The sequence below is a fragment of the Sphingopyxis sp. YF1 genome (assembly GCF_022701295.1).
GTDB lineage: Bacteria > Pseudomonadota > Alphaproteobacteria > Sphingomonadales > Sphingomonadaceae > Sphingopyxis.
Map to the genome: position 1 here is coordinate 81,006 of NZ_CP033204.1, position 25,962 is coordinate 106,967.

Here is a 25,962-nt window from a genome sequence, read left to right on the forward strand (position 1 = left end):
TGGTTCTTGCAGGGCGAAATCCGTGAACATCCAAACCTCCCTCGACGCGACCGCCGAATCGCTCCTTCTTCCCCAGCCCTATCTGCTGTTCCTCGGCGACACGACCGAGCGCGGCTATGCCAAGACCGCCTTCGGGCTGCGCGACTGGGCGCCCGAAAAATGCGTCGGCGAATATGCGCTGCCGGGGGCGACGGTCAGCGCCGGGCTGGTGTCGCTCACCCCCGCCGAGGCGCGGGCGCGCGGCGCGCGGTCGCTGCTGATCGGCGTCGCGAACAGCGGCGGCGTGATCCCCGAAAGCTGGATCCCCGCGCTGGTCGAGGCGCTCGACGCCGGGCTGGATATCGTCAGCGGCATGCACATGCGGCTGGCCGACCGGCCCGAACTCGCGGGGCGCGCGCAGCGCCTCGGCCGCCGGCTGATCGACGTGCGCCATCCGCCGGCGGGGCTGACCGTCGGCACCGGGCGCAAGCGGTCGGGGCAGCGCCTGCTGACCGTCGGCACCGATTGCGCGTTGGGCAAGAAATATACCGCGCTGGCGATCGCGCGCGCGTTCGCCGCGCGCGGGGTCGACGCCGATTTCCGCGCGACGGGCCAGACCGGCATCATGATCGCGGGCGGCGGCATGCCGATGGACGCGGTGGTGTCCGATTTCGAGGCGGGGGCGGCCGAACTGGTGAGCCCCGACGCCGCGCCCGGGCACTGGGACGTGATCGAGGGGCAGGGGTCGCTCTTTCACCCCGCCTATGCCGCGGTCTCGCTCGGGCTGCTCCACGGCAGCCAGCCCGACGTCATCATCGTCTGCCACGAACCCGGCCGGACGCAGGTGCTGGGCAGTCCCGGCTATGCGCTGCCGAGCATCGAGGACACGATCGACCTCAACCTGCGGCTGGGCGCGCGCACCAACCCGGCGATCCGCTGTGCCGGGGTGTCGTTCAACACCGCGCACATGGATGCCGGGGCGGCGACGGCGCTGATGGCCGCCGAAAGCGCGCGGCTGGGGCTGCCCGTCGCCGACCCCATCCGCGGCGGCGACGCGTTCGAGCGCCTGCTGGACAGCTGCCTCGCATGAGCGCGGGCGCGGCCATGGCGACGGGAGCCGGACCGAGCTGGTTCCAGCGCTTCCTGCTGCCGGGCTTCGCCTTCAAGGCCGTCGTGATCGGCGGCGGTTATGCGACGGGGCGCGAGCTCGCCGAATTCTTCCTGCCCAGCGGGCCGTGGGGCGGGCTGGCGGCGATGCTGCTCGCGATGGTGCTGTGGAGCATCATCTGCGCGGCGACCTTTGCGCTCGCGCGCCGGCTCGGCACCTTCGACTATCGCAGCTTCTTCGAACGGCTGCTCGGGCCGGCGTGGGTGCTGTTCGAGGTCGCCTATGTGCTGCTCGTGACGCTGGTGCTCGCGGTGTTCGGCGCCGCGGCGGGCGAGATCGGCGCCGCGGTGCTCGGCTGGCCGCCGCTCGCCGGGACCGCGCTGCTCGCGGCGGCGATCGCGACCTTCGTGACCTTCGGCAATGCGTCGGTCGAGGGATTGTTCAAATATGTCTCCTTCCTCCTATACGGCGTCTATGCGCTGTTCATGCTGCTCGCGCTCGGCAGCTTCGGCGACGCGATCGCGGCGCGCTTCGCGGTGCCCGCGCCCGCCGACGGCTGGGTCCTCGGCGGGCTGACCTATACCGGCTACAACGTCATCGGCGCGGTGGTGATCCTGCCGGTGATCCGCCACCTGACCAGCCAGCGCGACGCGGTGGTGTCGGGGCTGATCGCGGGGCCGCTGGCGATGGCGCCGGCGATCCTCTTCTTCGTCGCGATGATTGCCTTCCACCCCGCGATCATGGACGAAACGCTGCCGTCGGACTTCATGCTGCGGCAGCTCGACATGCCGCTCTTCCACCTGCTGTTCCAGCTGATGATCTTTGCCGCGCTGCTCGAAAGCGGCGCGGGGTCGGTGCACGCGATCAACGAGCGCGTCGACGCGGCGCGGCGCGCGCGCGGACGGACGCCGCTGGACCGGCGCGGGCGCGCCGCGATCGCCGCGGCGCTGCTCGTCGGCTGCATGTTCCTCGCCGACCGCTTCGGGCTCGTGGCGCTGATCGCGGGCGGCTATCGCGCGCTGTCGTGGGTGTTCCTCGGCGTCTATGTCGTGCCGCTGCTCAGCGTCGGCATCTTCCGCCTTCTCCGCCGCCCGGCGGATCCTGCCGAAAGGAGTGCGACATGACGACCCCCGGGGCCGCGGCCCGAAAAACCGGCGGATGGCGGCGCGCCGGGCGCTGGCTGAAGCGTATCCTGCTCGGCCTGCTCGCGCTGCTGCTGCTCGCGCTGGTCGTCGGCGCGATCTACGAGGCGCTGGGGCGCCGCAGCGCCGCGGCGGCCTATCCGCCGCCGGGCAAGCTGGTCGACGTCGGCGGGCGGATGATGCACATCGACTGCCGCGGCGCGGGATCGCCGACGGTCGTCTTCGAATCCGGGCTGGGCACCGGCGGGACGATCGACTGGACGCTGGTGCACGACAGGATCGCGCAGACGACGCGCGCGTGCGCCTATGACCGCGCGGGGATCATGTGGAGCGATCCCAAGGAGACGCCGCAGCACGCCGCCGCCGTCGCCGACGACCTTCATGCGCTGCTGAAGGGCGCGGGGATCACCGGCCCGCTGGTGCTGGTCGGCCATTCGATCGGCGGGCCCTATGTGCGGACCTACACCGGGCGGTACGGCGACGCGGTCGCGGGGCTGGTGATGGTCGACGCGTCGCACCCCGACCAGGTCGCGCGGCTGGGCAGGGTCGCGAACACCGACGCCCATCCGGGGCAGGTCGCGTGGATCATGCACGCCGCATCGGCGCTGTCGTGGACGGGCGCGGTGCGGCTGGCGATGGCGAATGCCGGGCAGGGCAAGCTGCCGCAGGACGCCGCGGCGCGCATGGCCGCCTATACGAGCACGTCGGTGCGCGGCGCGACCGCCGAGCTCGACGGTTTCGACGCGACGATGGACGATGCGCGCAAGGTGCGCAGCTTTGGCGACCGGCCGCTGGTCGTGCTCACCGCGATGGCGCCGTTCAAGCCCGCGGAGCTGAAAGGGCTGGGAATCAAGGCCTCGGACGGTGCGCGTTTCAAGCAGGAGTGGAAGGCGCTCCACGCCGAGCAGGCGGCGATGTCGACGCGCGGGCGGCAGCAGATCGTGCCCGACGCGGGCCATTATATCCAGATCGACCGCCCCGACGTCGTGATCGCGGCGGTGAATCAGGTCGTCGAAGCGGTGCGCGCCGAGGGCGCGGCCGCCAAGGGAGAAAAGCGATGAAGACGAAGATCCTCCTCGGCAGCGCGCTGGCGGCGCTGCTCGCCGCGAACAGCCCGGCGCCCGATTACGACATCGTGATCCGGAACGGCCGCGTGCTCGACGGCGCGGGCAACCCGTGGGTCGGCGCCGATGTCGCGGTCAAGGACGGGCGCGTCGTGCGCGTCGGCCAGATCGCGGGCCGCGGTGCGAAGGAGATCGACGCGACGGGCCGCTATGTCTCGCCCGGCTTCATCGACATGATGGACCAGTCGGGGCGCGTGTTGCTCAAGAGCGGCGCGGCCGAGAACAAGCTGCGCATGGGCGTCACCACGGTGATCGCGGGCGAGGGCGGGACGCCGGTGCCCGCCGCCGACATCCCCAACTATTTCCGCCAGCTGGAGCAGCAGGGCATCGCGATCAATTTCGGCACCTATTATTCGGCGACGCAGGCGCGGGTGAAGGTGATGGGCGACGGCGCCGGATCGCCGACCGCGGCGCAGCTCGAGGCGATGGGGCGCGAGGTCCGCATCGCGATGGACAATGGCGCGTTCGGCATCACGAGCGCGCTGATCTATCCGCCGAGCAGTTTCCAGACGACGTCGGACCTCGTGACGCTGGCGAAGGTCGCGGCGCAGTGCGACGGTTTTTACGCGACGCACATGCGCGACGAGAGCGAAGGCCTTGTCCAGGCGGTCGAGGAAGCGATCGAGATCGGCGAGAAGGGCGGGGTGAAGGTCGAGATCTTTCACCTCAAGGGCGCCTATGCCCCCGGCTGGGGCAAGCTGATGCCCGAGGCGCTGGCGGCGATCAACGCGGCGCGCGCGCGCGGGGTCGACGTCGCGGCCGACCTTTATCCCTATACCGCCGGCGGCACGGGCCTCGAGATCATCGCGCCGAGCTGGGTGTGGGCCGACGGCATCGAGAAGGGGATCGAACGGCTGCGCGATCCCAAGGTGCGCGAGCGGATGAAGAAGGAGGTCGCCGCGGGATCGATGCCCGGCTGGTCGAACCTCGTCCACGCGTCGGGCGGTTTCCAGAACGTCCGGCTCGCCAACGGCTTCAGCGACAAATACCGGCCGTATCACGGCAAGAGCCTCGCCGAGATCGGCAAGGCGCTGAACCGCGACCCGGCCGACGTCGCGTGGGACATATTGCTCGAAGGCCTGCCCAACCGCTCGGTCGCGCTCTATTTCATGATGAGCGAGCAGGATATCGAGACCGGGCTCAAGCAGCCGTGGGTCAGCATCGGCAGCGACGCCGCGGCGTCGGAAACCTTCGGCGAGATGGACGCGCTCGGGCTGCCGCATCCGCGCGCCTATGGCACCTTTCCGCGCATCATCGCCGAATATGTGAAGCGCCGCCCGGTGCTGTCGCTCGAGGAGGCGGTGCGCAAGATGACCGGCTGGCCGGCGCAGCGCATGGGGCTGTCCGACCGCGGACTGATCCGCGAAGGGATGCGCGCCGATATCGTCGTTTTCGATCTGGGCAAGCTCGACGACGGCGCGAGCTGGGACAAGCCGATGGCGCCGCCGACCGGGATCGAGACGGTGATCGTCAACGGCGTCGTCACGCTGGCCGACGGCAAGCACAGCGGCGCGCGCGCGGGCGCGGTGCTGCGCCACGCGTGCGAAGGAGCAAGCAAGCCATGACGAGCGGCCTGACGCTGGATTTTGCGGTCGAACGCCTGCCGCTCGCCAAGCCCTTCCGCATCTCGGGCCATGTCTTCACCGAGTCCGAGGTGGTCGTCGTCACCCTGTCCGACGGCACGCACAGCGGGCGCGGCGAGGCCGCGGGGGTCTATTATCTGGGCGATGATGTCGCCGCGATGACCGCAGCGATCGCGCGCGTTCGCGATGCGGTCGCGGGCGGGATCACGCGCGAGGCATTGCAGGCGCTGCTGCCCGCGGGCGGTGCGCGCAACGCGATCGACTGCGCGCTGTGGGAGCTTGAGGCGCGGCGGAGCGGCATCGCGGTGCACGAACTGGCGGGACTGCCCGCGCCGCGTCCGCTGCGCACGACTTTCACGCTCGGCGCCGACGATCCCGACGTGATGGCGGCGGGCGCGGTCGGCTATGCGCAGGCGCGCGCGCTCAAGCTCAAGCTCACCGGCGACCTCGCCCTCGATATCGCGCGCGTCGACGCGGTGCGCGCGGCGCGGCCCGAGTGCTGGATCGGGGTCGACGCCAACCAGGGCTTTGCGATCGGCGAGCTCGACGCACTGGTCGCGGCGCTGGTCGCGGCCGACGTGAAGCTGCTCGAACAGCCGCTCGCGCGCGGGCGCGAGGCCGATCTCGACGGCTATCGCTGTCCGATCCCGATCGCCGCCGACGAAAGCGTGCTGACGCTCGCCGATGTCGACGGGCTGGCCGGCCGGTTCGACGTCGTCAACATCAAGCTCGACAAGTGCGGCGGGCTGACCGAGGGGCTGGCGATGGCGCACCGCGCGCGCGCGCTCGGGCTGGGCGTGATGGTCGGCAATATGGTGAGCAGCAGCCTGGCGATGGCGCCCGCCTTCATCGTCGGCCAGCTCTGCGACATCGTCGACCTCGACGGTCCGATCTTCCTTGCCGCCGACCGGACGCCGTCGATCGAATATCGCGACGGCGACGCGTGGTGCGGCGAGGCGATCTGGGGACGCGGATAACCGCGCCCAAGCAAAGGGAAGGGAAGAGGATGAGGAAAATGACGTTCGCGGCGCTGGCAGCGGTTCTGCTGGTCCCGCCCGCCGCCGCGCAGGATGCGCCCGCCGCGGCGGGGGCGACCTATATCCACGCCGGCCGACTGCTCGCCGACCCCGCGAGCGGACGGGTCGAGACGGGCAAGACGCTGGTCGTCGAGGGCGGCAGGGTCGCCGCGATCCGCGACGGCTTCGTCGGCGAGGGGCGGGTGATCGACCTGCGCGACGCGTTCGTCATGCCGGGTTTCATCGACAGCCACGTCCACCTGACCTTTGAATCGGGCCCGACGAGCCGGATCGACGCGGTCACCAAATCGACCACCGACCAGGCGTTCGACGGCGTCGTCTTTGCCGGGCGCACGGTGCGCGCGGGATTCACCACGGTGGTCGATCTGGGGTCCGACCCCGAGGCGATCAACGCGCTGCGCGACGCGATCGCGGCGGGCAAGGTGACGGGGCCGCGCGTAATCGCGGCGGGCGGGGTCGCCGCGCACGGCGGGCATGGCGACGTGCACGGATACCGGCAGGAGATCATCGACCTGTTCCGCTCGCCGACGCTCTGTTCGGGCGCCGACGATTGCGCGCGCGCGGTGCGGGTGGCGGTGCAGCAGGGCGCCGACATCATCAAGACCGCGTCGACCGGCGGGGTGATGTCGAACACCGCGGCGGGGCTGGGCCAGCAGATGAGCGACGCCGAACTGGTCGCGATCGTCGAGACCGCGCACCGGCTCGGCCGCAAGGTCGCGGCGCACGCGCACGGCACCGACGGGGTCAATGCGGCGCTGCGCGCGGGCGTCGATTCGGTCGAGCACGGCACCTATATCGACCCCGAATCGATCCGCCTGTTCAAGGCGAAGGGCAGCTATCTGGTCCCGACCCTGCTGGCGGGCGACACGGTGTCGCAGCAGGCCGAAACCGCCGACTGGATGCCCGCGCCGGTGCGCGCCAAGGCGCGGACGGTCGGTCCGCTGATGGTCGACGCGCTGCGCCGCGCGCATCAGGGCGGGGTACGCATCGCCTTCGGCACCGATTCGGCGGTGTCGAAGCACGGCGAAAACGCCCGCGAATTCGCGCTGATGGTCAAGGCGGGACTGACCCCGCTCGACGCGATCCGCGCCGCCACCGTCTGGGGCGCGGCGCATATCGGGCTGGAGGGCGAGATCGGGTCGCTCGCTGCGGGCAAGGCGGCCGACATCGTCGCGGTGCGCGGCGATCCGCTGGCCGATGTGACCGCGCTGGAGACGGTGGATTTCGTGATGAAGGGCGGCGCGGTCGTGCGGCCGTCCGCCGACTGAACCCGACCCTTTCAACCGATGGTGGCCGCCGCGCTTTGCGCGCCGCGCCGGGAGAGTATTGATGCGATCGATCAAACTGCTGGCCTTGCTGCCGTTCGTCCTCCTGTTCGGGATCGGGGCGGCGGGACAGGGGGTGGCGACCGGACCCGCGGTGCCCAAAGAGGCGCAGGCGGACGCCGGCGCCGCCGCGGCCGCGCCGACTCTCCCCGGCGCGGCCGCGGCGCTCACCAAGGCCGATGTCGACGGCTGGCTTGACGGCTTCCTGCCCTTCGCGCTCGAGCGCGGCGACCTTGCGGGCGCGGTCGTGGTGGTGGTCAAGGACGGGCAGGTGCTGACCCAGCGCGGTTTCGGCTATGCCGATGCCGCGCGGCGCACCCCCGTCGACCCGGCGCGCACGCTGTTCCGCCCCGGGTCGGTGTCGAAGCTGTTCACCTGGACCGCGGTGATGCAGGAGGTCGAGGCGGGCCGGATCGACCTCGACAAGGACGTCAACGCCTATCTCGACTTCCGGATTCCGCCCTATCGCGGCAAGCCGGTGACGATGCGCCAGCTGATGACGCACACCGCGGGGTTCGAGGAGCATGGCAAGCGCACGATCTTCGAGGATCCGAAATTCGCGATCTCGCTCGGCGATTATGTGAAGGTGCAGCCGAGGCGCATCTATGCGCCGGGGACGACGCCCTCCTACTCCAACTATGGCACCGCGCTCGCGGGCTATATCGTCGAGCGGACCGCGAAAATGCCCTTCGACGACTATGTCGAACAGCGCATCTTCCGCCCGCTCGGCATGGCGCAGTCGACCTTTCGCCAGCCGCTGCCCGCGGCGCTCGCGCCGGCGATGGCGACGGGCTATCGCCAGCTTTCGGCGGGGCCGTCGAAATTCGAGATCGTCGGCCCGGGGCCCGCGGGCGCGCTGTCGGCGACCGGTGCCGACATGGCCAAATTCATGATCGCGCACCTGAATGAAGGCGCGGGGCTGATGCAGCCCGCAACCGCGCGGATGATGCACGACACGCCGCTCACCCTGTTGCCGTCGCTCAACCGGATGGAACTCGGCTTTTTCGAAACCAACATCAACGGGCGGCAGGTGATCGCGCATCTGGGCGATACCCAGCTGTTCCACACCGCGCTGCACCTGTTCACGACCGAGAAAATCGGCCTCTACATGTCGTTCAACGCGACGGGCGAGCAGGCCTCGGTCGGCGCGGTGCGGCGCGCGCTGTTTGAGAAATTCGCCGACCGCTACCTTCCCGGCACCGAAATGCCCGCGACGCGCGTCGAGGCGAAGACGGCCGCGGCGCACGCGCGGATGATGGCGGGTAGCTGGCTCAACAGCCGGCGGTCGGAATCGAACTTCTATGCGCTCGCCTCGCTGATCGGGCAGGTGACGGTCAGCGTCGATGCCAAGGGCAATCTGGTCGTTCCCGCGGCGCGCGATCTCAACGGAAAACCCGCGAAATGGGTCGAGACCGCGCCCTTCGTCTGGCACAATGCCAACGGCCACGGACGGCTTGCCGCGCAAGTCGTCGACGGCAGGGTCGTGCGCTGGAGCGTCGACGGCCTGTCGCCCTTCATGGTGTTCGACCGCGCGCCCGCGTCGAAATCGGCGGCGTGGCTGAAACCCGCGCTCTGTGTCGCGCTCGGCGTGCTGCTGATCACGCTGCTGCAATGGCCGGTGTCGGCGCTGGTCCGCCGTCACTACAAGGCGCCGCTGACGCTGGGGAGGACCGCGCTGCGTGCCTATCGCGGCGTCCGCGTCGCGGCGGGGCTGGTGCTCGCGCTGGTCACCGCATGGGTGGTCAGCCTGCTGACGCTGAAGGCGCTGCCGTCCTTCGATCCGTGGCTGTGGTCGCTCCAGATCGCGGGGGCCGTGATCTTTGTCGGCGGGGTGCTGGTCGCGGCGTGGAACCTGCGTCTCGTCCGCCGCGAGCGGCGCGGCTGGTTCCGCACGCTGTGGGCGGCGTTGCTGCTGCTCGCGATGCTGCTCCTGCTCTACACCGCGTGGAGCTTCGGCCTGATCGCGATGACGGTGAACTACTGATCGGCGCGCCGGGCGCGCCGATCAGGCAGAGGCGTCAGCCCAGCGCGGGCAGCGCGGCGTCGCCGGCGAGTGCCGAGGGGGCGAGGCCGGTGGCGGCAGGGACGATCTGTTGCAGGTAGAAGCGCGTCGAGGCGATCTTGGCGGCGAGGAAGGCGGCGTCGCCTTCGCCCGCGTCGAGCATCGCCTTCGCGCCCTTGTGCTGGAGCGCCATCAGCCAGCCGCAGGTCGCGGTGGCGAGCATGGTGAGATAGGGGTAGCTGCCCGCGAGCCGGTCGCCGGTGGGGGCGTTCACCATCCAGTCGGTGACCGCGCGGCACGCGTCGACGAGCTGCTGCAATTCGGGGAAATCGCCGGCACCATTGGCGATGTCGTCGATCAGGCCGCGGACGAGGTCGCCGCCCGCCATGCCGAGCTTGCGCCCGACGAGGTCGGCGGCCTGGATGCCGTTGGTGCCTTCGTAGATCGGCGCGATGCGCGCGTCGCGATAATGCTGCGCGGCGCCGGTTTCCTCGATGAAGCCCATGCCGCCATGGACCTGGATGCCGAGGCTGGCGACCTCGCAGCCGATGTCGGTCGCGTGCGCCTTGACCAGCGGGATGAGGATTTCGGCGCGCATCGCGGCGTTCTCGTCGCCCAGCTTGCCGAGGTCGGTCTGCGCCGCGGCATAATAGACGAGCGCGCGCGCCGCCTCGGTCTGGGCGCGCATCCGCCACAGCATGCGGCGGACGTCGGGGTGCTGGTCGATCGTCACCGGGGTGCGATCGGGCGAGCCCGCGAGCGACGACTGGACGCGCTCGGCGGCGAAGCTCTGCGCCTGCTGCGTTGCACGCTCGGCGACCTGGACGCCCTGGCAGCCGACCATCAGGCGCGCGTTGTTCATCATCACGAACATCGCGCGCATGCCGCCCATCTCGTCGCCGACGATCTCGCCGAGGCAGTCCTCCGCCTCGCCATAGACCATCACCGCGGTCGGCGAACCGTGGATGCCGAGCTTGTGCTCGATCGAGGCGCAGTGGACGCCGTTCGACAGCGTCGGTTTGCCCTCGGCATCTAGGCGGTATTTGGGGACGAGGAAGAGCGAGATGCCGCGCGTCCCCTCGGGCGCGCCGGGGGTGCGCGCGAGGACGAGGTGGACGATATTGTCGGTGAGATCGTGCTCGCCGAAGGTGATGAATATCTTCTGGCCCTTGATCCGGTAGAGGCCGGCGTGTTCGCCCTCGGTCACTTTTTCGGCGGTCGAGCGCAGCGCGCCGACGTCGCTGCCCGCGGCGGGCTCGGTGAGGTTCATCGTGCCGTTCCATTCGCCCGACACCAGCTTGGGGAGCCAGGTCCGGCGCTGCTCCTCGGTGCCATAGGCCATCAGCGCGTGGATCGCGCCGGGGGTGAGGATGTTGCAGAGGGTGAAGCCCATGTCGGCGCTGCCCAGCGCCTCGATCACCACCGTCGCGAGGGTGAAGGGCAGGCCCTGGCCGCCATAGTCGACCGGGCCGTCGATGCTGCCCCAGCCCGCCTCGACGAACGCCTTGTAGGCGTCCTTGAACCCCGGGGGCATCGTGACCTTGCCGTCCTGCCATTTGGGGTTGTTGACGTCGCCGACGCGGTTGAGCGGGGCGTAGACCTCGGCGGCGAATTCGCCGATTCCGGTGACGATCGCCTCGACCATGTCGGGGGTCGCATCGGCGAAACGCTCGTGTTCGGCCAGCACGCCGATGTGCGCGATATGGTCGAGGACGAAAAGCTGTTCGGTGGTCGGCGGCGTATAGGTCATGCTGGCCCCGCTTTTTGGGATGATTCCACAGGTGGCGGCGCTATAGCGCGGCATGGCCGAGGGTCAAAGGAACGAGAGCATCGCGACCGCGACCCTGCCGTTTGACGCGGATACGATCGCGCGCGCCGCCGCGCTGGTCGCGGCGGGGCAGCCCGTCGCGGTGCCGACCGAGACGGTCTATGGCCTCGCCGCCGACGCGCGCAACGCCGCGGCGGTCGCACGCATCTATGCCGCGAAAGGCCGGCCCGATTTCAACCCGCTGATCGTGCATGTGCCCGACCTCGCCGCGGCAGAGCGGCTGGGGATTTTTGGCCCGGTCGAGCGGGCGCTGGCGGCGCATTTCTGGCCCGGTCCGCTGACCCTCGTGGTGCCGCGGACGGCAGACTGCCCCGTCGCGAGCATCGCGACCGCGGGGCTCGACACGATCGCGATCCGGGTGCCGGCGCACCGCGCGATGCAGGCGCTGCTCGCGGCGTCGGGCGCGCCGCTCGCCGCGCCGAGCGCCAATGCGAGCGGCGGGGTCAGCCCAACGCGCGCCGGGCATGTGCGCACGACGCTCGACGGTCGGATCGCGCTGGTGATCGACGACGGGCCGACGACTGCGGGGGTCGAATCGACGATCGCGCGGGCGACGGGCGGCGCGGTCGAGATATTGCGCCCCGGACCGGTGACCGCCGCGATGCTGGGCGAGGCGGCGCGATTGCCCGTCGCCGGGGTGCAGGGATCGGAGGTCGTCGCGCCGGGGATGCTCGCGAGCCACTACGCCCCGGGCAAGCCGGTGCGGCTGGACGCGGCGGATTTCGCCGCGGACGAGTTCGCGATCGGCTTCGGCGCCATCGCGGGCGACTATCAGCTTTCCGCGGCGGGCGACCTGACCGAGGCGGCGGCGCGCCTGTTCGACGCGCTGCACGCGGGCGCGGCGAGCGCAAAGAGCAGGATCGCGGTCGCGGCGATCCCGCACGACGGGCTGGGCGCGGCGATCAACGACCGGCTTGCGCGCGCGGCGGTGTGATTTTTCGGGTTCGCACGACGGCGCGCAGAAGATTCATTGCCAACTCCGTTTGCCCTGAGCGTGTCGAAGGGCCGCTCTTGCTTTCAGCGCCGCAAGAAGAAGGACGATGCTTCGACACGCTCAGCACGAACGGATTCCCGGATAGGTTCTTCGCTTCTTCGTGTCTTCGTGCGAAATAGCGATTATTACGCCGCCGCCGGATCGATCGGGTCCTGGTGCGGGACCTTGCGCGCGACGATCAGGCACGCGGCGACGATCAGCACCGCGCCGGCGAGCGTCGGCAGCGTCACCGCCTCGGCAAAGAAGATCCAGCCGAACAGCATCGCCCACAGGAATCCGGTATATTCGGTGGTCGCGAGGATCTGGGTCTCGGCGCGGGCATAGGCCCAGCTGAGGCAGAGCAGCGACAGCGTCGCGAGGATCGCGGCGCCGAGGATGTGCGGCGCATGGCCTTCGCCCGGCAGCACCGCGAACCAGGGCGCGCCCAGCGCGAGGATCGCGGCGACGAAGAAATTCTGGAAAAAGGCGATTTCGAGCGGTTCGGCCATCTTCGCCTGCCGCCGCGCGAGGATGAGATTATAGGCATAGAAGACCGCCGACAGGAACACCGCACCGACCGCCCACAGCGCCTCGGGGTCATAGTCGCTGCCGCCGAGCTTGCCCGCGACGATGACGAGCACCCCGCCGAGCCCGAGCAGCGACGCCGCGACCGAACGCGGGCCGATCTTTTCGCCGAGGAAGATCGCCGCCATGTAGAGCGCCATCAGCGGCGCGACGAAGGCGAGCGCGATCGCCTCGGCGATCGGCAGCCGCGCGAGCGCCCAGAAGAAACAGAGCGCCATCGCCGCGACGAAGACGGAGCGCACCGCGTGGATGCGCATCGTCGCGGCGTCGGGCATCGCGGGGCGCAGCGACAGATAGATGGCGCCGCTGACCAATGTGCCCGCGCTGGTGCGCCACAGCACTGCATTATAGGCGCCGAGGTCGATCGACAGCCCCTTCATCAGCACGTCCATCGCCGAATAGGTCGCGATCCCCGCGCAGGCGACGAGGAAGGGGATGAGCGGCGAGGGCGAATCGGGGCGCATGGGCGGGCTGTAGCGGAGATCGGCGCAGCGTTCGCGCCTTCCTTTTGCGGCGCGCGGCCTGCCGATGGAGAGGGCGTTTCGGGGCGGGGGCCACCCGATCATACCTGGCATGCTGGCCGTGGCGACGGCCTCGCTGTGCCGGCACCCGTGGCCGGGTCACCTGCCCGGCGCCGCGCCAGGGGAAAGGGCCGGGCATGGGCCCTGAAACAGGTTCGGGGAGCGATGAAGGCGATGATCGACCTTCGGCCGCTTCGACCCGCGAGAGATATGCTTGAAGCGCAGCCCGCAGCGGTTCAGTGCCGCTGGGGAAACGTCCTTCGGCCGGGCTCGGTCGAAGGCGCCAGCAAATCGGGGGCGGCGGTTGGTATCCATAGCAATATATGATCACGCGCATTTTGCCGGGGTGGAAACGCTATGGAGCGAAGCGTTCCCCGAGGACAGTCCGTGGAACGCGGCTGCGACGGCCATTCCCGAGAAGCTCCGATTCCAGCCCGATCTCCTGCTGGTTGCACTGGACGGGACGCAGGTCGTCGGGTCGGCGATGGCCGGATACGAAGGACACCGGGGCTGGATATCGCGAATTGCGGTGCTGCAATCGCATCGCGGTCGGGGCATCGGCCAGGACCTGCTTGCCGAAGCCGAGCGTCGCCTCGCCGAACTCGGCTGCATCAAGGTGAATCTGCAGGTCGTCGAGTCCAATTTCGCTACCGTGCGATTTTACGAAAAGTCGGGCTATCGCGTTGAACCGCGGATCAGCATGGCCAAACATCTGTTGCCGTCGACATGATCCGCGGGTCTGTTGCCGGCGGTCGGGTCCCCCTCCCCATCGCTGCGCGACAGGGAGGATTTCCGATGCCTGCTCCCGGTCGTTGGCGGTCATTCTATCCAGCGACAGCGGCTAGCGACAGAAATGGGGTGGGAAGCTGCCGATTGAGCGACGAACCGGTTTCCCCTCCCGCGTGCGGGAGGGGCAGTGAGGCTTGCCAGCTTGCTGGTTAGCCGCAGCGGGGTGGGCCATCGCGACGCCGCTGCCCACCCCCGACCCCTCCCGCAAGCGGGAGGGGAGAAGAATGGCCGCCTACGGTCGCTTTCTGCCAATCCTCCCTGTCGCGTAGCAATGGGGAGGGGGACCGCCGCCGCAGGCGGTGGGTGGAGGGGCCGGCAACGCTGCGCTCTAGCCCCTTCGTCAGCGCTGCGCGCTGCCACCTCCCCATGGCTTCGCCACAGGGAGGGTCTTATGGCCGCAACCGGTCGCTTTGCCGTGTCCGATCCGGTCCCGATCGCTCGGGTTCCCGATCGATCCGCCATTTCGCGATACCGTTGCCGATCAGCTCATGCTGGCCGCGGGCGACGGGGAATATCCGTTGTCAGGAAACCGTGTAGAACGGATTCTCCGTGAACCGGCCTTGAAAAATGCCGCCCTGCGTGCGCCGGGCGGGAATGACGGACCTGACTTCCGGCGTTTTCCATTCGCGGCGTTCGGTCGTCTTCGGCTTGTTCATCATTGCTCCCCTGTTGCACGCGCCCTTTGGCGCGGCGCGGAGCAATCGTCAATATGGCGCAAGAAACCGAATCTGGGCGATTTTTTCAGCGGCGCGGGGCTCAGCGAAAGGTCGCCATGTCCGCGCCGTCGATGTCGAGTTGCTGTCCCGAGCAAGGCCCCCCGTCACGCGAAAAGGGAGGCGGCCCACCCCCATGGGCCGCCTCCGGCCCGGCGTCAGAAAGCCGCGCCGAGCGAAAAGACCACCGCGCCGTCGGCGCCCACGGCTTCCTTGTAGCCGAGCGTCCTGGGGGCATCGGTGTTCACATAGGCGACGCCGAGCGTCAGCACCTTCCACGTGAAATCGACCCCGACCGAATAGTCGAGCACTTCGCCGTCGAGCCCGCCGAGGAAGCTGTCGCTCTTGGCATAGCCGAGGTGCGCCTTGAGCTTCACCGGGGTGTCGGGGATCTGCACCCCCAAATCGCTGTAGAGATAGACCGCGCTCGCATCGCCGAGCGAATCCTGCCCGCCGGGCGCCCACGCGATGCCGCCCTTGAGCGTCGCCGGACCGATCGCGCCGGTCAGCGAGGCATAGGGTTCGATCACCGTCGTGTTGCTCGCGCCAGGGTAGAGATAGAGCGTCGCGCCGACGTCGGCGGTCAGCCCCGACGACACTTCCTTCGCAAAGCCCGCGAAGACATCGATCTCGGTGCCGTTGTTGAAGCCGATGCTCGACCCCCAGGTGCCCGCATAAAGCCCGCTGTCGTGCGCGATGGTGAAGCCGCCCTGGATCGCGGCCTCCTCGTTCGACTGGCTGAAGCCGCGGAAACGATAGTCGCTGACGACGGTCGCGCTGCCGGTGATGGTGATGCCGTCGCTGTCCTCCTCCGCCTCCTGGGCGAAAGCGGCCTGCGGGACGAGAGCGGCGGCGAGAAGCATGCCGAAGCATGCGCGGGAGAATTTTTTCATGGACAGATCCCCTAAACGGAAAAACGGATCGTCCCTGCCTGCTGCACGACGGCCGGCCTCGGTCGCGGACCAGTCCTTTCGTGCGACGCCTGTTTTGGCGAATTTGGTGCGGCGCACAACGGAAAAACGGCCGCGACTGCCTAAAAAATGGGCTGCGTGACAATTATGCAACAATTACCTTACGTCGAACGGGTTTCGTTCGAAACAAAATTACCGCGCCGGTCAAAAGGCGAGGCCCACCGACGCGACCACGGTCGCGTCATAGCGCCGGTCGATCGCCTTCACCCCGGTCTTGCGAATGTCGGTGTCGACATATTTGAGCCCCAGCGTCAGGCGGTCGAAATTCGCCTTCGCGCCGATCGACCAGTCGAGATAATCACCCCCCGGCGCGAGCGCGCCGTCGCTGCGCCCGATCGACGCGGCCAGCGTCACCGGGGTGTTGGGAATCCCCGCCGACAGGCCGAGGTTCAGGTAGAGATTGTCGGCCGATCCCAGCGCCGCCTGGTCCCAGGCATAGGCGACGCGGCCGCTCGCCTCGACCGGCCCCAGCATGTACGACAGCCGTGCCGTCGCCTCGCCATGGTCGCTCGGCCCGAACGCCTTGTCGCCGCCCGGATGCCAATAATAGGTCAGCCCGACGTCGAGCCGCGTCCCCGACGCGATCTCGGTCTCGTAGCCGCCGTAGAGATCGACCTCGACATCGCCATAGGCCGCCCCGCGATCGATGTTCGACCCCCACGCGCCGGCATAGAAGCCGCTGTCGTGGCTGACCGTGATCGTCGGCTGCACCGCGACGTCGCGGTCTGACAGCGACAGGCCGCGATAGCGATAGTCGGACACCAGATCGACCCCGCCCGACAGGTCGATGCCGCCGCCCGGCACCTCCTGCGCCGCGGCGGGCGCGGCGGCGAGCATCGGCGACAGGAACAGCGCGGCGGCAAACAGGCGGGTCATGCAATATCCTTGGTTCGGGGCAGCCGACCTTGGCCTCACCCTCGCCCCGACGCAACCGCGCATCCCGCCCCGCCGCCGCCAGACGACGCGGGCGTGCGACGGCGCGGTTGGCCTTATTGGCTTCAAACTGGCGCGCAAAGCCTCTAAGGGTCGCCCAGCCCCTCCCGAGGATCCGAAGAATGAGCGACCACAACCCCGGCCTGCGCCCCTGGCGCGACATCGCGCGGCGCACCAGCCGCCAGATCATGGTCGGCGCCGTCCCCGTCGGCGGCGGCGCGCCGATCAGCGTGCAGACGATGACCAACACGCTGACCAGCGATGCGGTCGCGACGATCGACCAGATCCGTCGCTGCGAGGAGGCCGGCGCCGACCTGATCCGCGTCTCGTGCCCCGACACCGATTCGACCGCGGCGCTCGGCAAGATCGTGCGCGCGGCGCGCGTGCCGATCATCGCCGACATCCATTTCCACTACAAGCGCGCATTGGAAGCCGCCGACGCCGGCGCCGCGTGCCTGCGCATCAACCCCGGCAACATCGGCTCGTCGGAGCGCGTCGGCGAGGTCGTGCGCGCCGCCAAGGCGAATGGCTGCGCGATCCGCATCGGGGTCAATGCGGGCAGCCTCGAAAAGGATCTGCTCGAAAAATATGGCGAGCCCTGCCCCGAGGCGCTGACCGAAAGCGCGCTCGACCATATCAAGCTGCTCCAGGATCACGACTTCCACGAATATAAGGTCGCGGTGAAGGCGAGCGACGTCTTCCTCGCGGTCGCCTCCTATATGCAGCTCGCCGAAGCGGTCGACTGCCCGCTGCACCTCGGCATCACCGAGGCGGGCGGCCTGATCGGCGGCACGGTCAAATCGGCGCTCGGCATCGGCAACCTCCTCTGGGCGGGGATCGGCGACACGATCCGCGTCAGCCTGTCGGCCGAACCCGAGGAAGAAATCCGCGTCGGCTACGAGATCCTCAAATCGCTGGGCCTCCGCACCCGCGGCGTCCGCGTCGTCTCGTGCCCGAGCTGCGCGCGGCAGGGCTTCGACGTCATCCGCACCGTGCAGGCGCTCGAGGATGCGCTCGGCCACATCAAGACCCCGATGTCGCTCTCGGTCCTGGGCTGCGTCGTCAACGGCCCCGGCGAGGCGCGCGAGACCGACATCGGCATCACCGGCGGCGGCAACGGCAAGCATATGGTCTATCTCTCGGGCATCACCGACCACCATGTCCAGGACGCCGACATGATCGCGCATGTCGTCAAGCTCGTCGAAGCCAAGGCCGCCGAGATCGAGGCGGGCAGCGCGGTGAGCATGGACACGCTCCACGGCAAGGCGGCGTAAGGCCTTTCCTCCCCCTTTTTTCGGGCTGGCGGCCGCCCCCGGCTTCGCATAGTCAGCGATGCAAAGGGGCCGCTTGGGGGACGATATGGGATCTGGGGTCGAGGGCCGGCGGGCGCTGCGTGCCATGCTGGCTTTGCCTTTGGTGGTGCTGCTCACCGCCGCGCGCACGTCGGTCGCGCCGCTTCCCGAAACGCTCGCGCCCGCGCCGGGCGAGCACAAGCCGGGCGAGACCTTCACCGCCAAAGCCGGCGACGTCATCCTGAAGGGGAAGATACTCGATACCGAAGTCGTCACGCTCGACGCGCCGATCTCGGTCTCGATCGCCAAATTCTCGCAGGACATCCCGGCGGGCACCAGGCTCGACCCCGTCCTCGCGCCGCCGAAGACCGAACGGCTGACCGGTACCAGCGGCCGCTATTATTGCGGCGAGGACCAGCAGGCGCGATCGAAGTTCATGGCCGCGATGATCGGCGATTTCGGGTCGAAGTTCGAAACCGTGGTCCGCTTCTGCTTCGTCGACAGCGACGACGACAGCAAGCTGGACCAGGTGTTCCTGGCGGGCGCGAAGGATGCGGAGTTCCAGAAAAGCCTGCCGATCGCGCCCACCGCCTTTCGCCGCGAATATCTCCAGCCCGACGACGAGCAGGGCGAGGTGACGCTGGTGCTGCACAAGTTCAAGCCGCAGTCGAACCGCGTGCAGCTCATGCTCAAGGTGCACCGCAACGGCACCGAGCAATATTTCACCTACATCGCGACGGTCAACGACGACAAGATGGCCCAGACCTATCCGCGGATCGAGAGCAACCCCAAGAAATATCCCTATCCCTCGACCTTTACCGACATCCTCGGCGCCAGCGTGTCGATGCTGCGCGTCGACGCGGAAAAGGGGGAGGCCGACCTTCGCATCAACCGCCCCTTCCGCATGCAGCTCTTCAAGCCCGTCTCGGTGACCGTCACCTATGTCTATGTCTATTATTGACCCGCGGCGCCCGGCATGACCGCCCTGGCCGCCTTCTTTCGCGCGCTGCTGTCGGCCATCGGCGACTATCTGACGCGCACCGTCACCCTGTTCCGGCTCGGCCCCGCGGTCGCCGCGCTCGTCGTCATCCCCGAGTTCGCGCAGCATGCCGCCGAAATCCACCTCGGCATGTTCGACAGCGTCGCGATCGGGCGCAGCCTCGCCAACGATCCGCTGCGCTGGGCCTTCGGCTATGCCAAGCTCGCGGGGCTGGTGCTCGCCTTCCTCGCCTCGGCGCGCTTCTGGTGGTGCCGCGCCCATGGCGGGCGCTGGTACGATATCCGGCGGATCGGCTGGGGCCGGCTGCTGCTCGGCTTCGTCCTGTTCATGGCGATCGGTTCGGCGGGCGAGCTTTTCCCGCTGCTCGCGCATCGCGCTCCGCCGCTCGCCTTCACCATCGTCGCCAGCCTGCTCTCGCTGCCCTATCTCTTCGTGATGCTCGCGGGGCTGTTCGGCGACCGGACGACCCCGATGAAGGCGCTGATCGCGCGAAGCTGGCCCTGGCTGCTGCTGCTCGCGCTGCTGTTGCCGCTCGTCTTCGCGCCGCTGTCGTGGCTGCACGGCATGAACCATCGCTGGGCAATGGGCGCGCCCGCCGCCGCGGTCTGGGCGCTGATGGTCTTCGACAGCCTCGTCGTCGGGCTGATGGCCTCGTCGGTCGGCGCCGCGCTGTTCACCGCCTATGACCGCTTCTTCAGGGCGAATGAAACGAAACGGGAGACGGGAGATGACAAGACCGGGATTTGACGCGCCCGACCGGCTCGTCCAGCTGCTTCTGCTGGTCGCGGCGATCAGCTGTATCGCCAACGGCGCCTTCATGCTGACGAAGCCGCTCGACTGGTATGTCTTCGTCCCCACCGTCGTCACCACCGGCCCGCCGAACCCGCATTTCATCCGCGACATCGGGCTCGCCTATCTCGGCAGCGGCGCGATCCTGCTCTACGCCGCGCGCGACCCCGTCCGCCGCTGGCGCGCCGCGCTCGTCGGCGGGCTGTGGCTGACGCTCCACGGCGCGCTCCACATCTATGAGGTCGCGGCCGGCATCTGCGGTCCCGCGACCTTCCGGGCCGATGCCCCCGCGGTGATCGGCCAGCCCGCGCTCGTCCTTGTCGCGCTCGCGATCCTCGCCGCGCGCGGGCGCCTTGCGAGCGGCGGCGCATGATCCGTGCGCTCCGCGTCGCCGCGCTGCTGCTGTTCTTCGCGACGACCGCCCCGCTGGCGGCGCGAGACGGCGAAGCGGCCGCCGACCGGCGCAGCTTCACCTGCCCGCTCGGCGGCGAGCGCTTCACGCAGGAGGTCGGCTACCCCGCCTTCCCGCTGATTACGCTGCCCGACGGCAGCTGGCTCGGCGATCCGGCGATGGACGTGCAGATTCCCGTCTGCCCGGGCAACGGCCTCGTCATCCTGCCCGACTATGCCGCGATGGGGGAACAGGATGCGATGGCCTATGGCGCCTATGACGCCGCCGAACTCGCGCGGCTGCCGGCGCTGATCGCCGACCCCGCCTATCGCGCGCTCGCCGCCGACAACCGCCACGCACAGGCCTGGTGGCTCGCGACGCAGCTCGGCCGCCCGGCGAGCCTTCGCTTTCACCTGCTCCAGCGCTCGACCTGGGCGACGGTCGACCCCGATCTGCGCCGGCGCCGCGTCGCCGCCTTTGCCGCCGACGCCCCCGCGCTGATCGCGGCGATGGACGAACCCGCCGCCGCGAAGCAGGCCGCGCTTTTCCATGTCGTCAACGCGCTGCGCGAACTCGGCCGCTTCGACGAAGCGCTCGCATGGCTCGACACGATCGAGGCCGACGGCCCGGTCGCCGGCCTGACCGTTCCCGACGACATGCTCGACGCCGCCGCCAGGGGCGAGCCGATGCGCGCGGTGATCGCGGCTCGCGACGACGACCGCTACCCGGTCGAACTGCTCGACCGGCGGCTCGCGAACGACAAATGCTCGGGTGCTTTGCAATATCCGCCCTACGACCAGCGCACGCCGAAGACCGAAGCCGCCTGCGCGCGCCGTCAGGCGGCACAGGCCGCCGCCGAAGCGACCGAGGCCGAAACGCTTGCCCTGCTTGACGACCCCGCGCGGCTCGACCCGCTTTGCACCGCCACGCCGGACGGCAAGCGCGGCGCGGCGCTCGCCGGCGCCTGCGACGCGCGGCAATCGGAGCGCGATCGTATCGCGGGCGCAGCGCTGGCGATGAAGGGCGCGGCGCTCGCGCCGCAATGCGAGGCGACGCCCGAGAACCAGCGCAGGGGCGCGCTGTTCCACGCGTGCCTGAGCTATGACATCGCGGTCGAGAGCGCGCTGGGCGACATGCTCGCCGCCGACGACGCGGCCTATCAAATCCTCTGCGACGGCGATGGCGGACGCGAGATCATGGAGCGCGACCGCCATGTTTCGGCCGCCTGCTACACCGCGCACGACGCGCGGCAGGACGCTGCGGTCGCGGCGCTGGAAGCCGATCCGCACGCGCTCGCTGCCCGGTGCACCGGCACTCCTGAAGACACACGCGGCGCCGCGCTCGAAATCGCCTGCAACCGCCGCGACCATGACGCGATGACGGCACGGATCGCGCTGCTCGCCCGCGACGACGGCGAATATCGCCGCCAATGCGCGCGCTTCGGCGGCAAGCCGCGCGACCTGTTCGCCGACGATGCCGGCGACGACGAAATCGCCTGCGACCAAGCGCGTTACCGCCGCGCCGGACCCGACGAGACGCCGCCGGACGGCGAGGTCATCGATGTCGCCGATGGCGAAGCGGTGACCGCGGGCGCGCTCGAAGCAGCCCGGACGGCGGCCGCCGTCGCGGGCCTCGAACAGCCCGGGCAGGCCGCCATCGCGGAGATGGACAGCATGGCCTATTTCGACGAAGGGTCCGAACTGCGCGTCGCTGCAACGGCCGCCGCCGCCACGATCGTCGCGCGCGCCAAAAGCGAAGGCACCTACCCCAGACGCCAGCCCGGAGACCTGTATTGACCCTTTCGATCCGCCCCGCCACGCGGGCCGACCTGCCGCTGATCGCGCAATTCATCCGCGACCTTGCCGACTATGAAAAGCTCGCGCACGAAGTCCGCTTCGACGAGGCGACGCTCGGCGAAAAACTGTTCGGCGCGCGTCCCTATGCCGAGGTGGTGATCGGCGAGATCGGCGGCGCGGCGCAGGGCTTTGCGCTCTTCTTCCACAATTTCTCGACCTTCGAGGGCCGGCCCGGCATCCATCTCGAAGACCTGTTCGTCCGCCCCGAAGCACGCGGGTCGGGGCTGGGCAAGGCCCTGCTCGCGCATCTCGCCAAGCTCTGCGTCGAGCGCGGCTGCGCGCGGCTCGAATGGAGCGTACTCGACTGGAACGCCCCGGCGATCGGCTTCTACGAGGGCCTCGGCGCGCGCATGATGGACGAATGGACCGTGATGCGCGTCGACGGCGACGCGCTCACCGAACTGGCGCGGCCCTAGCTCCTTCGCCCCGACGCAGGGGCCGGACCGTTCACCCGGGCTTTTTGAAGCGCAGTATGAACTGGTCGGTCCGGCCCTTGATCGAAGGGTCGAACACCGCCGCCGTGCGCGCATCGTCGGGGTTCGCGAGCAGCGGGCTCTCGTCGTCGAGCACGAAGCCCGCCGCGATCACTTCGGCCTTCACCGTCTCGGCGTCGATCCGGTGGAGTGTGTCGACGTCGCGCGTGCCCGATCCCGGCGCCGCGCTGTGATCGAGCACCACATAATAGCCGCCCGGCTTCAGCGCCGCGAACGCCGCCTTGTTGACCCGCGCCGCGGTATCGGCGGGGACGCTCGGCCCCTTCAGGTCGTGATAGTTGCGTGAGGTCCAGACGATATCGGCGGTACCGTCAGCGGCGAACCGATCGAACGCCCCTGACGACAGAAAAATATTCCCGCGGCGCGGGTCGCGGGACAACGCCCTGATCAGATCCTTCTTGCCGGGTTCGACAGCGATTATTCTGCCCCTCGCGCCGACGGCGTTCGAAAAGACGCGCGTGAAATAGCCGTCACCGGGGAGCAGTTCGACCACGGTCTGCTTCGGCTTGATCTGCGCGAACCGGATCATCATCGCGGGCATGCGCGCGGCATCCTGCGCCTTGTCGCTGTCGGGGCGGCTGGTGTCGATCACTACCCGCGCCAGTGCCGGGCGCGCGGGTGCGACCGCGGCGATGCCCGCCACCGCGAGTCCGCAGGTAGCAAACAGGAAGCTGGTGTTTCGAAGCAGGGCCTGACGCGGCATGATATTCCTCCCTTTGTCGACGGCGGCGAATATCGGCTGGACGCCGGGAGTCGCGCGATCGGATGCACATCGGAATAAAATCTTCGCTGCCCGCCTTTCTGTATTATTCTACCAACACACTTTGGCAATCGATCAACGGCGCTCCGAACCTGCCACATCTCAGCCATGACGCGGAAAGGCGGCCGCAACGGAGCGCGTCCGTCGGGAACGGAACGAAAACCGCGTTACCGCGCCGGCGCGCGGACCCGGCCCTTGCGCCGTTCCATCGGCGCCGACGGCATATGCGCGTCGGACAATCGCTTCGCCTCGGCGGCATCGACGCCCAGTTCGGTCAGCGCGCGGACCAGCGCGTCGGCGGGCGGGACCGCGATGTCGGGCAGCACGCCGACGCCTTCCCAGTCCTGCCCGGTCGCGGGGTCATAGGTGCGACCGACGGGGATGAAGCCGGTGAAGCCGCCGCCCAGTTCCTCGCCGCGCCCGAAATGATTGGCGCCCGCGGTCGGGTCGCCGATCAGCACCCCGCGCCCCGTATGCTTCATCGCCAGCGAGAAATGCTCGGCCGCCGACGCGGTCGCCCCCGAGGTCAGCACATAGATTCGGGCATCGCGCAGCCGCGCGTCGCCGTTCGGCATCGCCCAATGCTCGCGCGTCACCATGCCCGCGGCGCCCGCGACCTTGCGCATCGAGGGAATGCCGTCGATCGGCGATCCGCCCTGCGCATCGACCGACGCGCGCGTCGCCATCGTCACCAGCCGCGTTTCCTTTGCGAACAGCCAGGGAAAGATGACGTCCATCTGGTCCATGCCGCCGCCGCCGTGTGTCCGGATGTCGAAGATGATCGCCCGGGCATCGGCATGGTCGGCCATGAATTTCGCCGCCGTCGCGGTCACCGCGGGATCGTTCGGAAAGACGTTGAAGCGCACGAAGGCGATTCCCGGCGCGATCCATCCCGCCTGCTCGACGGGCACGCGCGGCGGGCGTTTCACCGGCGCGGCACCGCCCGGCGCGGGGGCGGCATTGTCGGGTGCGCGGACGCGCAGATGTCCGTCGGGCGACACCGCGCTCACATCGGCATCGATCGCGGTGCCCAGCGCCGCGCCGGTCAGCGGCGCGTAGCGCCCCGCGGCAATCGCGGCGCGGATCGCCGCGGCGTAGCGCCGCCCCGTGTCGGGGTAGACATAGTCGCGTTCGAGCAGCGCGGCGTAGGTTTCGGCAACGGCGTTGGCATCGACTGCGGGGGCGGGCGCGGCCTCTTCGGCGGCGACCACCGGCAGCACGGCAAGCGGCGCCGTGGCCATCAGCAGGGCGGGAAGGAGGCGCGAAAAACCTGTCATGACAAATCTCCACTGGCCCCGGCAAGCGGGGTGTATCACGTCCTCAATACAGATCAACTACATTTGTAGTCGAATGATCAGGACTGCGCTCTTTTGCGCGCGAGCCAGATCAGCACGACACCGAGAAGCGACAAAAGCGCGCCATTGCGCGTCCAGACCCGGTCGCCGAGCATGAAGCTGTCGGCGGGCCAGCGCACGATGTCGAGCCCCTGCAGGATCCACAGCCCGCCCATCATGATCGCCGCGATGCCGACGATCGCCATCAGGCCCTTCAGAGCCGCCATGCCCGCTCTCCCCTATTTCCGCTGCAGTCCGATCAGCGGCCGCAGCCAGCCGATGCTGCGCCCGATCGCGTAGAAAAGCCAGCATCCGGTGACGGTCGCGACAAGCAGGATCAGGAAGGAGGGCAGCGCCGCGACCTGTCCCTTGAGCAGCCACCAGCCGACGACGACGATGATCGTCTGGTGGACGATGTAGAAGGGGAAGACCGCCTCGGCGAGCATCGCGCGGCTCGGACGATCGCGGTTCCACCAGCGATCGGCGATCCCGACCAGCGCGACGATCAGCAGCCAGCCGTTGATATGGCGTGCGACATGATAGGGCAGGAACACCCAGTCGGGCGCGACCGTGTCGCCCGGCCATGTTCCTTCGATCCACGCGACGGGGATGAAGGCGAGCAGCCCGACGACCAGCGCGACCTTCCACCAGCGCGCCACCGCCTCGAACAGGATCGGCCGCACCCGCAGCAGCCAGCCGATGCCGAAGGCGGCGAGATAATGGAGATGCGACGGCCCGTCGTCGAACAGCGCATGCGTCTCGTCATGGTCGGGAAAGGCGAGATAGAGCGCGATCCACCACAGGGCGGGCACGACCAGCAGCCGCCATCCGCCGAGCAGCTGCGCCGCGCCATCGGCGATCCGCGCCCGCGCCGCCCGGGGGATCAGCGCGAGCAGCAGTGCCGCGAGCATCGTATAGACCCACAGGTAAACGACGAACCACAGATGCTGCCACGTCGGCAGCGCGATGCCGTCGATGAACTGGAAGCCGAAATAATCGTGCAGCCAGAAATGCAGGAAGCCGTGCGGGTAGCCGTGCTGGCCCTTGAGGTCGATCCACGGCTGCGGCGGGATGATCACGATCATGCCGAACAGCAAGGGGATCAGCAGCCGCGCGCTGCGCGACCTCGCAAAACGGCCCGGCCCGCCGAGCTTGGCGAACAAGGCCGCGCTCGCATAACCCGATACGAGGAACAGCAACGCCAGCCGCCAGCTGTTCGTCGCCAGCATCGGGATCGCCACCCAGTCAAGCGGCTCGGCGATCTTCACATGCCAGTCCCACGGCACGAAATACATGCCGATATGATAGAGGATGAGCAGCGCAAACGCCCCGATGCGGAGCCAGTCCATGCCGTAATGGCGTTGCGCTGTCACAGGCCCCCCTTCACCCCGTCATTGCGAGCGCAGCGAAGCAATCCAGAGCGGTTTACGCAA

24 protein-coding genes are annotated in these 25,962 nt (G+C 69.1%); 15 read left to right on the forward strand and 9 right to left on the reverse strand.

Translation table 11 applies throughout. The features are described 5' to 3' along the window. Positions 1 to 22: 22 nt before the first annotated feature. The 7 genes from EAO27_RS00445 (at position 23) to EAO27_RS00475 (ending at position 9,282) form a co-directional block, all read left to right on the forward strand. The gene (locus tag EAO27_RS00445) at positions 23 to 1,069 is read left to right on the forward strand and encodes a DUF1611 domain-containing protein (protein WP_242775892.1); all 1,047 of its coding nucleotides are present in this window, start codon (positions 23 to 25) and stop codon (positions 1,067 to 1,069) included. Beyond that, entirely contained in the window at positions 1,066 to 2,211 is a 1,146-nt protein-coding gene (locus EAO27_RS00450; protein WP_242775895.1) for a hypothetical protein, read from the forward strand. Before EAO27_RS00445 ends, EAO27_RS00450 begins: the two co-directional genes overlap by 4 nt. Continuing rightward, positions 2,208 to 3,290 carry an alpha/beta hydrolase gene (locus EAO27_RS00455; protein ID WP_242775898.1) on the forward strand — a complete coding sequence of 361 codons (1,083 nt, stop codon included), beginning with the start codon at positions 2,208 to 2,210 and terminating at the stop codon, positions 3,288 to 3,290. Before EAO27_RS00450 ends, EAO27_RS00455 begins: the two co-directional genes overlap by 4 nt. Continuing rightward, the gene (locus tag EAO27_RS00460; protein WP_242775900.1) at positions 3,287 to 4,918 is read left to right on the forward strand and encodes an amidohydrolase family protein; all 1,632 of its coding nucleotides are present in this window, start codon (positions 3,287 to 3,289) and stop codon (positions 4,916 to 4,918) included. Before EAO27_RS00455 ends, EAO27_RS00460 begins: the two co-directional genes overlap by 4 nt. Beyond that, a complete protein-coding gene (locus EAO27_RS00465; protein WP_242775903.1) occupies positions 4,915 to 5,913 on the forward strand; it encodes a dipeptide epimerase in 999 nt (332 codons plus the stop codon). Before EAO27_RS00460 ends, EAO27_RS00465 begins: the two co-directional genes overlap by 4 nt. A gap of 29 nt (positions 5,914 to 5,942) precedes the next feature. Then, positions 5,943 to 7,241 (forward strand): amidohydrolase family protein, encoded by a 1,299-nt coding sequence (locus tag EAO27_RS00470; RefSeq protein WP_242775906.1) that lies wholly within the window; start codon positions 5,943 to 5,945, stop codon positions 7,239 to 7,241. A 61-nt stretch (positions 7,242 to 7,302) separates the two neighbouring features. After that, a complete protein-coding gene (locus EAO27_RS00475; protein WP_242775909.1) occupies positions 7,303 to 9,282 on the forward strand; it encodes a serine hydrolase domain-containing protein in 1,980 nt (659 codons plus the stop codon). A 34-nt stretch (positions 9,283 to 9,316) separates the two neighbouring features. Here the strand turns inward: EAO27_RS00475 and EAO27_RS00480 are convergent, their stop codons facing one another. Further along, entirely contained in the window at positions 9,317 to 11,050 is a 1,734-nt protein-coding gene (locus EAO27_RS00480) for an acyl-CoA dehydrogenase (protein WP_242775912.1), read from the reverse strand. Positions 11,051 to 11,102: 52 nt separating this feature from the next. Between EAO27_RS00480 and EAO27_RS00485 the strand changes: the two genes are divergently transcribed. Further along, the gene (locus EAO27_RS00485; RefSeq protein ID WP_242775915.1) at positions 11,103 to 12,062 is read left to right on the forward strand and encodes an L-threonylcarbamoyladenylate synthase; all 960 of its coding nucleotides are present in this window, start codon (positions 11,103 to 11,105) and stop codon (positions 12,060 to 12,062) included. Positions 12,063 to 12,247: 185 nt separating this feature from the next. On the opposite strand, the gene EAO27_RS00490 is transcribed toward EAO27_RS00485, so the two are convergent. After that, positions 12,248 to 13,150, reverse strand: coding sequence for a DMT family transporter (locus EAO27_RS00490; RefSeq protein ID WP_242775918.1), 903 nt, complete (start codon positions 13,148 to 13,150; stop codon positions 12,248 to 12,250). A gap of 271 nt (positions 13,151 to 13,421) precedes the next feature. On the opposite strand from EAO27_RS00490, the gene EAO27_RS00495 reads away from it, so the two are divergent. Beyond that, complete coding sequence (locus EAO27_RS00495) at positions 13,422 to 13,937, forward strand: GNAT family acetyltransferase (RefSeq protein WP_242775921.1); 516 nt, start codon at positions 13,422 to 13,424, stop codon at positions 13,935 to 13,937. 580 nt (positions 13,938 to 14,517) lie between these two features. Here the strand turns inward: EAO27_RS00495 and EAO27_RS00500 are convergent. The 3 genes from EAO27_RS00500 to EAO27_RS00510 form a co-directional block, all read right to left on the reverse strand. Then, entirely contained in the window at positions 14,518 to 14,655 is a 138-nt protein-coding gene (locus EAO27_RS00500; protein ID WP_242775924.1) for a hypothetical protein, read from the reverse strand. Between the two features lie 212 nt (positions 14,656 to 14,867). Then, entirely contained in the window at positions 14,868 to 15,602 is a 735-nt protein-coding gene (locus tag EAO27_RS00505) for a TorF family putative porin (protein WP_242775927.1), read from the reverse strand. Between the two features lie 222 nt (positions 15,603 to 15,824). Next, entirely contained in the window at positions 15,825 to 16,556 is a 732-nt protein-coding gene (locus EAO27_RS00510; protein WP_242775929.1) for a TorF family putative porin, read from the reverse strand. Positions 16,557 to 16,735: 179 nt separating this feature from the next. On the opposite strand from EAO27_RS00510, the gene ispG reads away from it, so the two are divergent. The 6 genes from ispG (at position 16,736) to EAO27_RS00540 (ending at position 22,357) form a co-directional block, all read left to right on the forward strand. Beyond that, positions 16,736 to 17,887: a flavodoxin-dependent (E)-4-hydroxy-3-methylbut-2-enyl-diphosphate synthase gene (ispG, locus tag EAO27_RS00515; protein WP_242775932.1), complete on the forward strand. Its 1,152-nt coding sequence runs from the start codon at positions 16,736 to 16,738 to the stop codon at positions 17,885 to 17,887. 124 nt (positions 17,888 to 18,011) lie between these two features. Further along, the gene (locus EAO27_RS00520) at positions 18,012 to 18,866 is read left to right on the forward strand and encodes a hypothetical protein (RefSeq protein ID WP_242775934.1); all 855 of its coding nucleotides are present in this window, start codon (positions 18,012 to 18,014) and stop codon (positions 18,864 to 18,866) included. A 15-nt stretch (positions 18,867 to 18,881) separates the two neighbouring features. After that, entirely contained in the window at positions 18,882 to 19,652 is a 771-nt protein-coding gene (locus EAO27_RS00525) for a hypothetical protein (protein ID WP_242775936.1), read from the forward strand. Beyond that, on the forward strand, positions 19,633 to 20,067 hold the full coding sequence (locus EAO27_RS00530; protein ID WP_242775939.1) for a hypothetical protein: 435 nt from the start codon (positions 19,633 to 19,635) through the stop codon (positions 20,065 to 20,067). Before EAO27_RS00525 ends, EAO27_RS00530 begins: the two co-directional genes overlap by 20 nt. Continuing rightward, the gene (locus EAO27_RS00535; RefSeq protein ID WP_242775942.1) at positions 20,064 to 21,881 is read left to right on the forward strand and encodes a hypothetical protein; all 1,818 of its coding nucleotides are present in this window, start codon (positions 20,064 to 20,066) and stop codon (positions 21,879 to 21,881) included. The genes EAO27_RS00530 and EAO27_RS00535 overlap by 4 nt, the downstream gene beginning before the upstream one ends. Beyond that, positions 21,878 to 22,357: a GNAT family N-acetyltransferase gene (locus EAO27_RS00540; protein ID WP_242775945.1), complete on the forward strand. Its 480-nt coding sequence runs from the start codon at positions 21,878 to 21,880 to the stop codon at positions 22,355 to 22,357. The genes EAO27_RS00535 and EAO27_RS00540 overlap by 4 nt, the downstream gene beginning before the upstream one ends. Before the next feature lie 31 nt (positions 22,358 to 22,388). Here the strand turns inward: EAO27_RS00540 and EAO27_RS00545 are convergent, their stop codons facing one another. The 4 genes from EAO27_RS00545 to EAO27_RS00560 form a co-directional block, all read right to left on the reverse strand. Continuing rightward, positions 22,389 to 23,138 carry a methyltransferase gene (locus EAO27_RS00545; RefSeq protein WP_242775948.1) on the reverse strand — a complete coding sequence of 250 codons (750 nt, stop codon included), beginning with the start codon at positions 23,136 to 23,138 and terminating at the stop codon, positions 22,389 to 22,391. A 224-nt stretch (positions 23,139 to 23,362) separates the two neighbouring features. Further along, entirely contained in the window at positions 23,363 to 24,472 is a 1,110-nt protein-coding gene (locus EAO27_RS00550; protein ID WP_242775951.1) for a S41 family peptidase, read from the reverse strand. Positions 24,473 to 24,549: 77 nt separating this feature from the next. Then, complete coding sequence (locus EAO27_RS00555; RefSeq protein ID WP_242775954.1) at positions 24,550 to 24,756, reverse strand: hypothetical protein; 207 nt, start codon at positions 24,754 to 24,756, stop codon at positions 24,550 to 24,552. Positions 24,757 to 24,768: 12 nt separating this feature from the next. Further along, positions 24,769 to 25,902 carry an acyltransferase family protein gene (locus EAO27_RS00560; protein ID WP_242775957.1) on the reverse strand — a complete coding sequence of 378 codons (1,134 nt, stop codon included), beginning with the start codon at positions 25,900 to 25,902 and terminating at the stop codon, positions 24,769 to 24,771. Positions 25,903 to 25,962 lie beyond the last annotated feature (60 nt).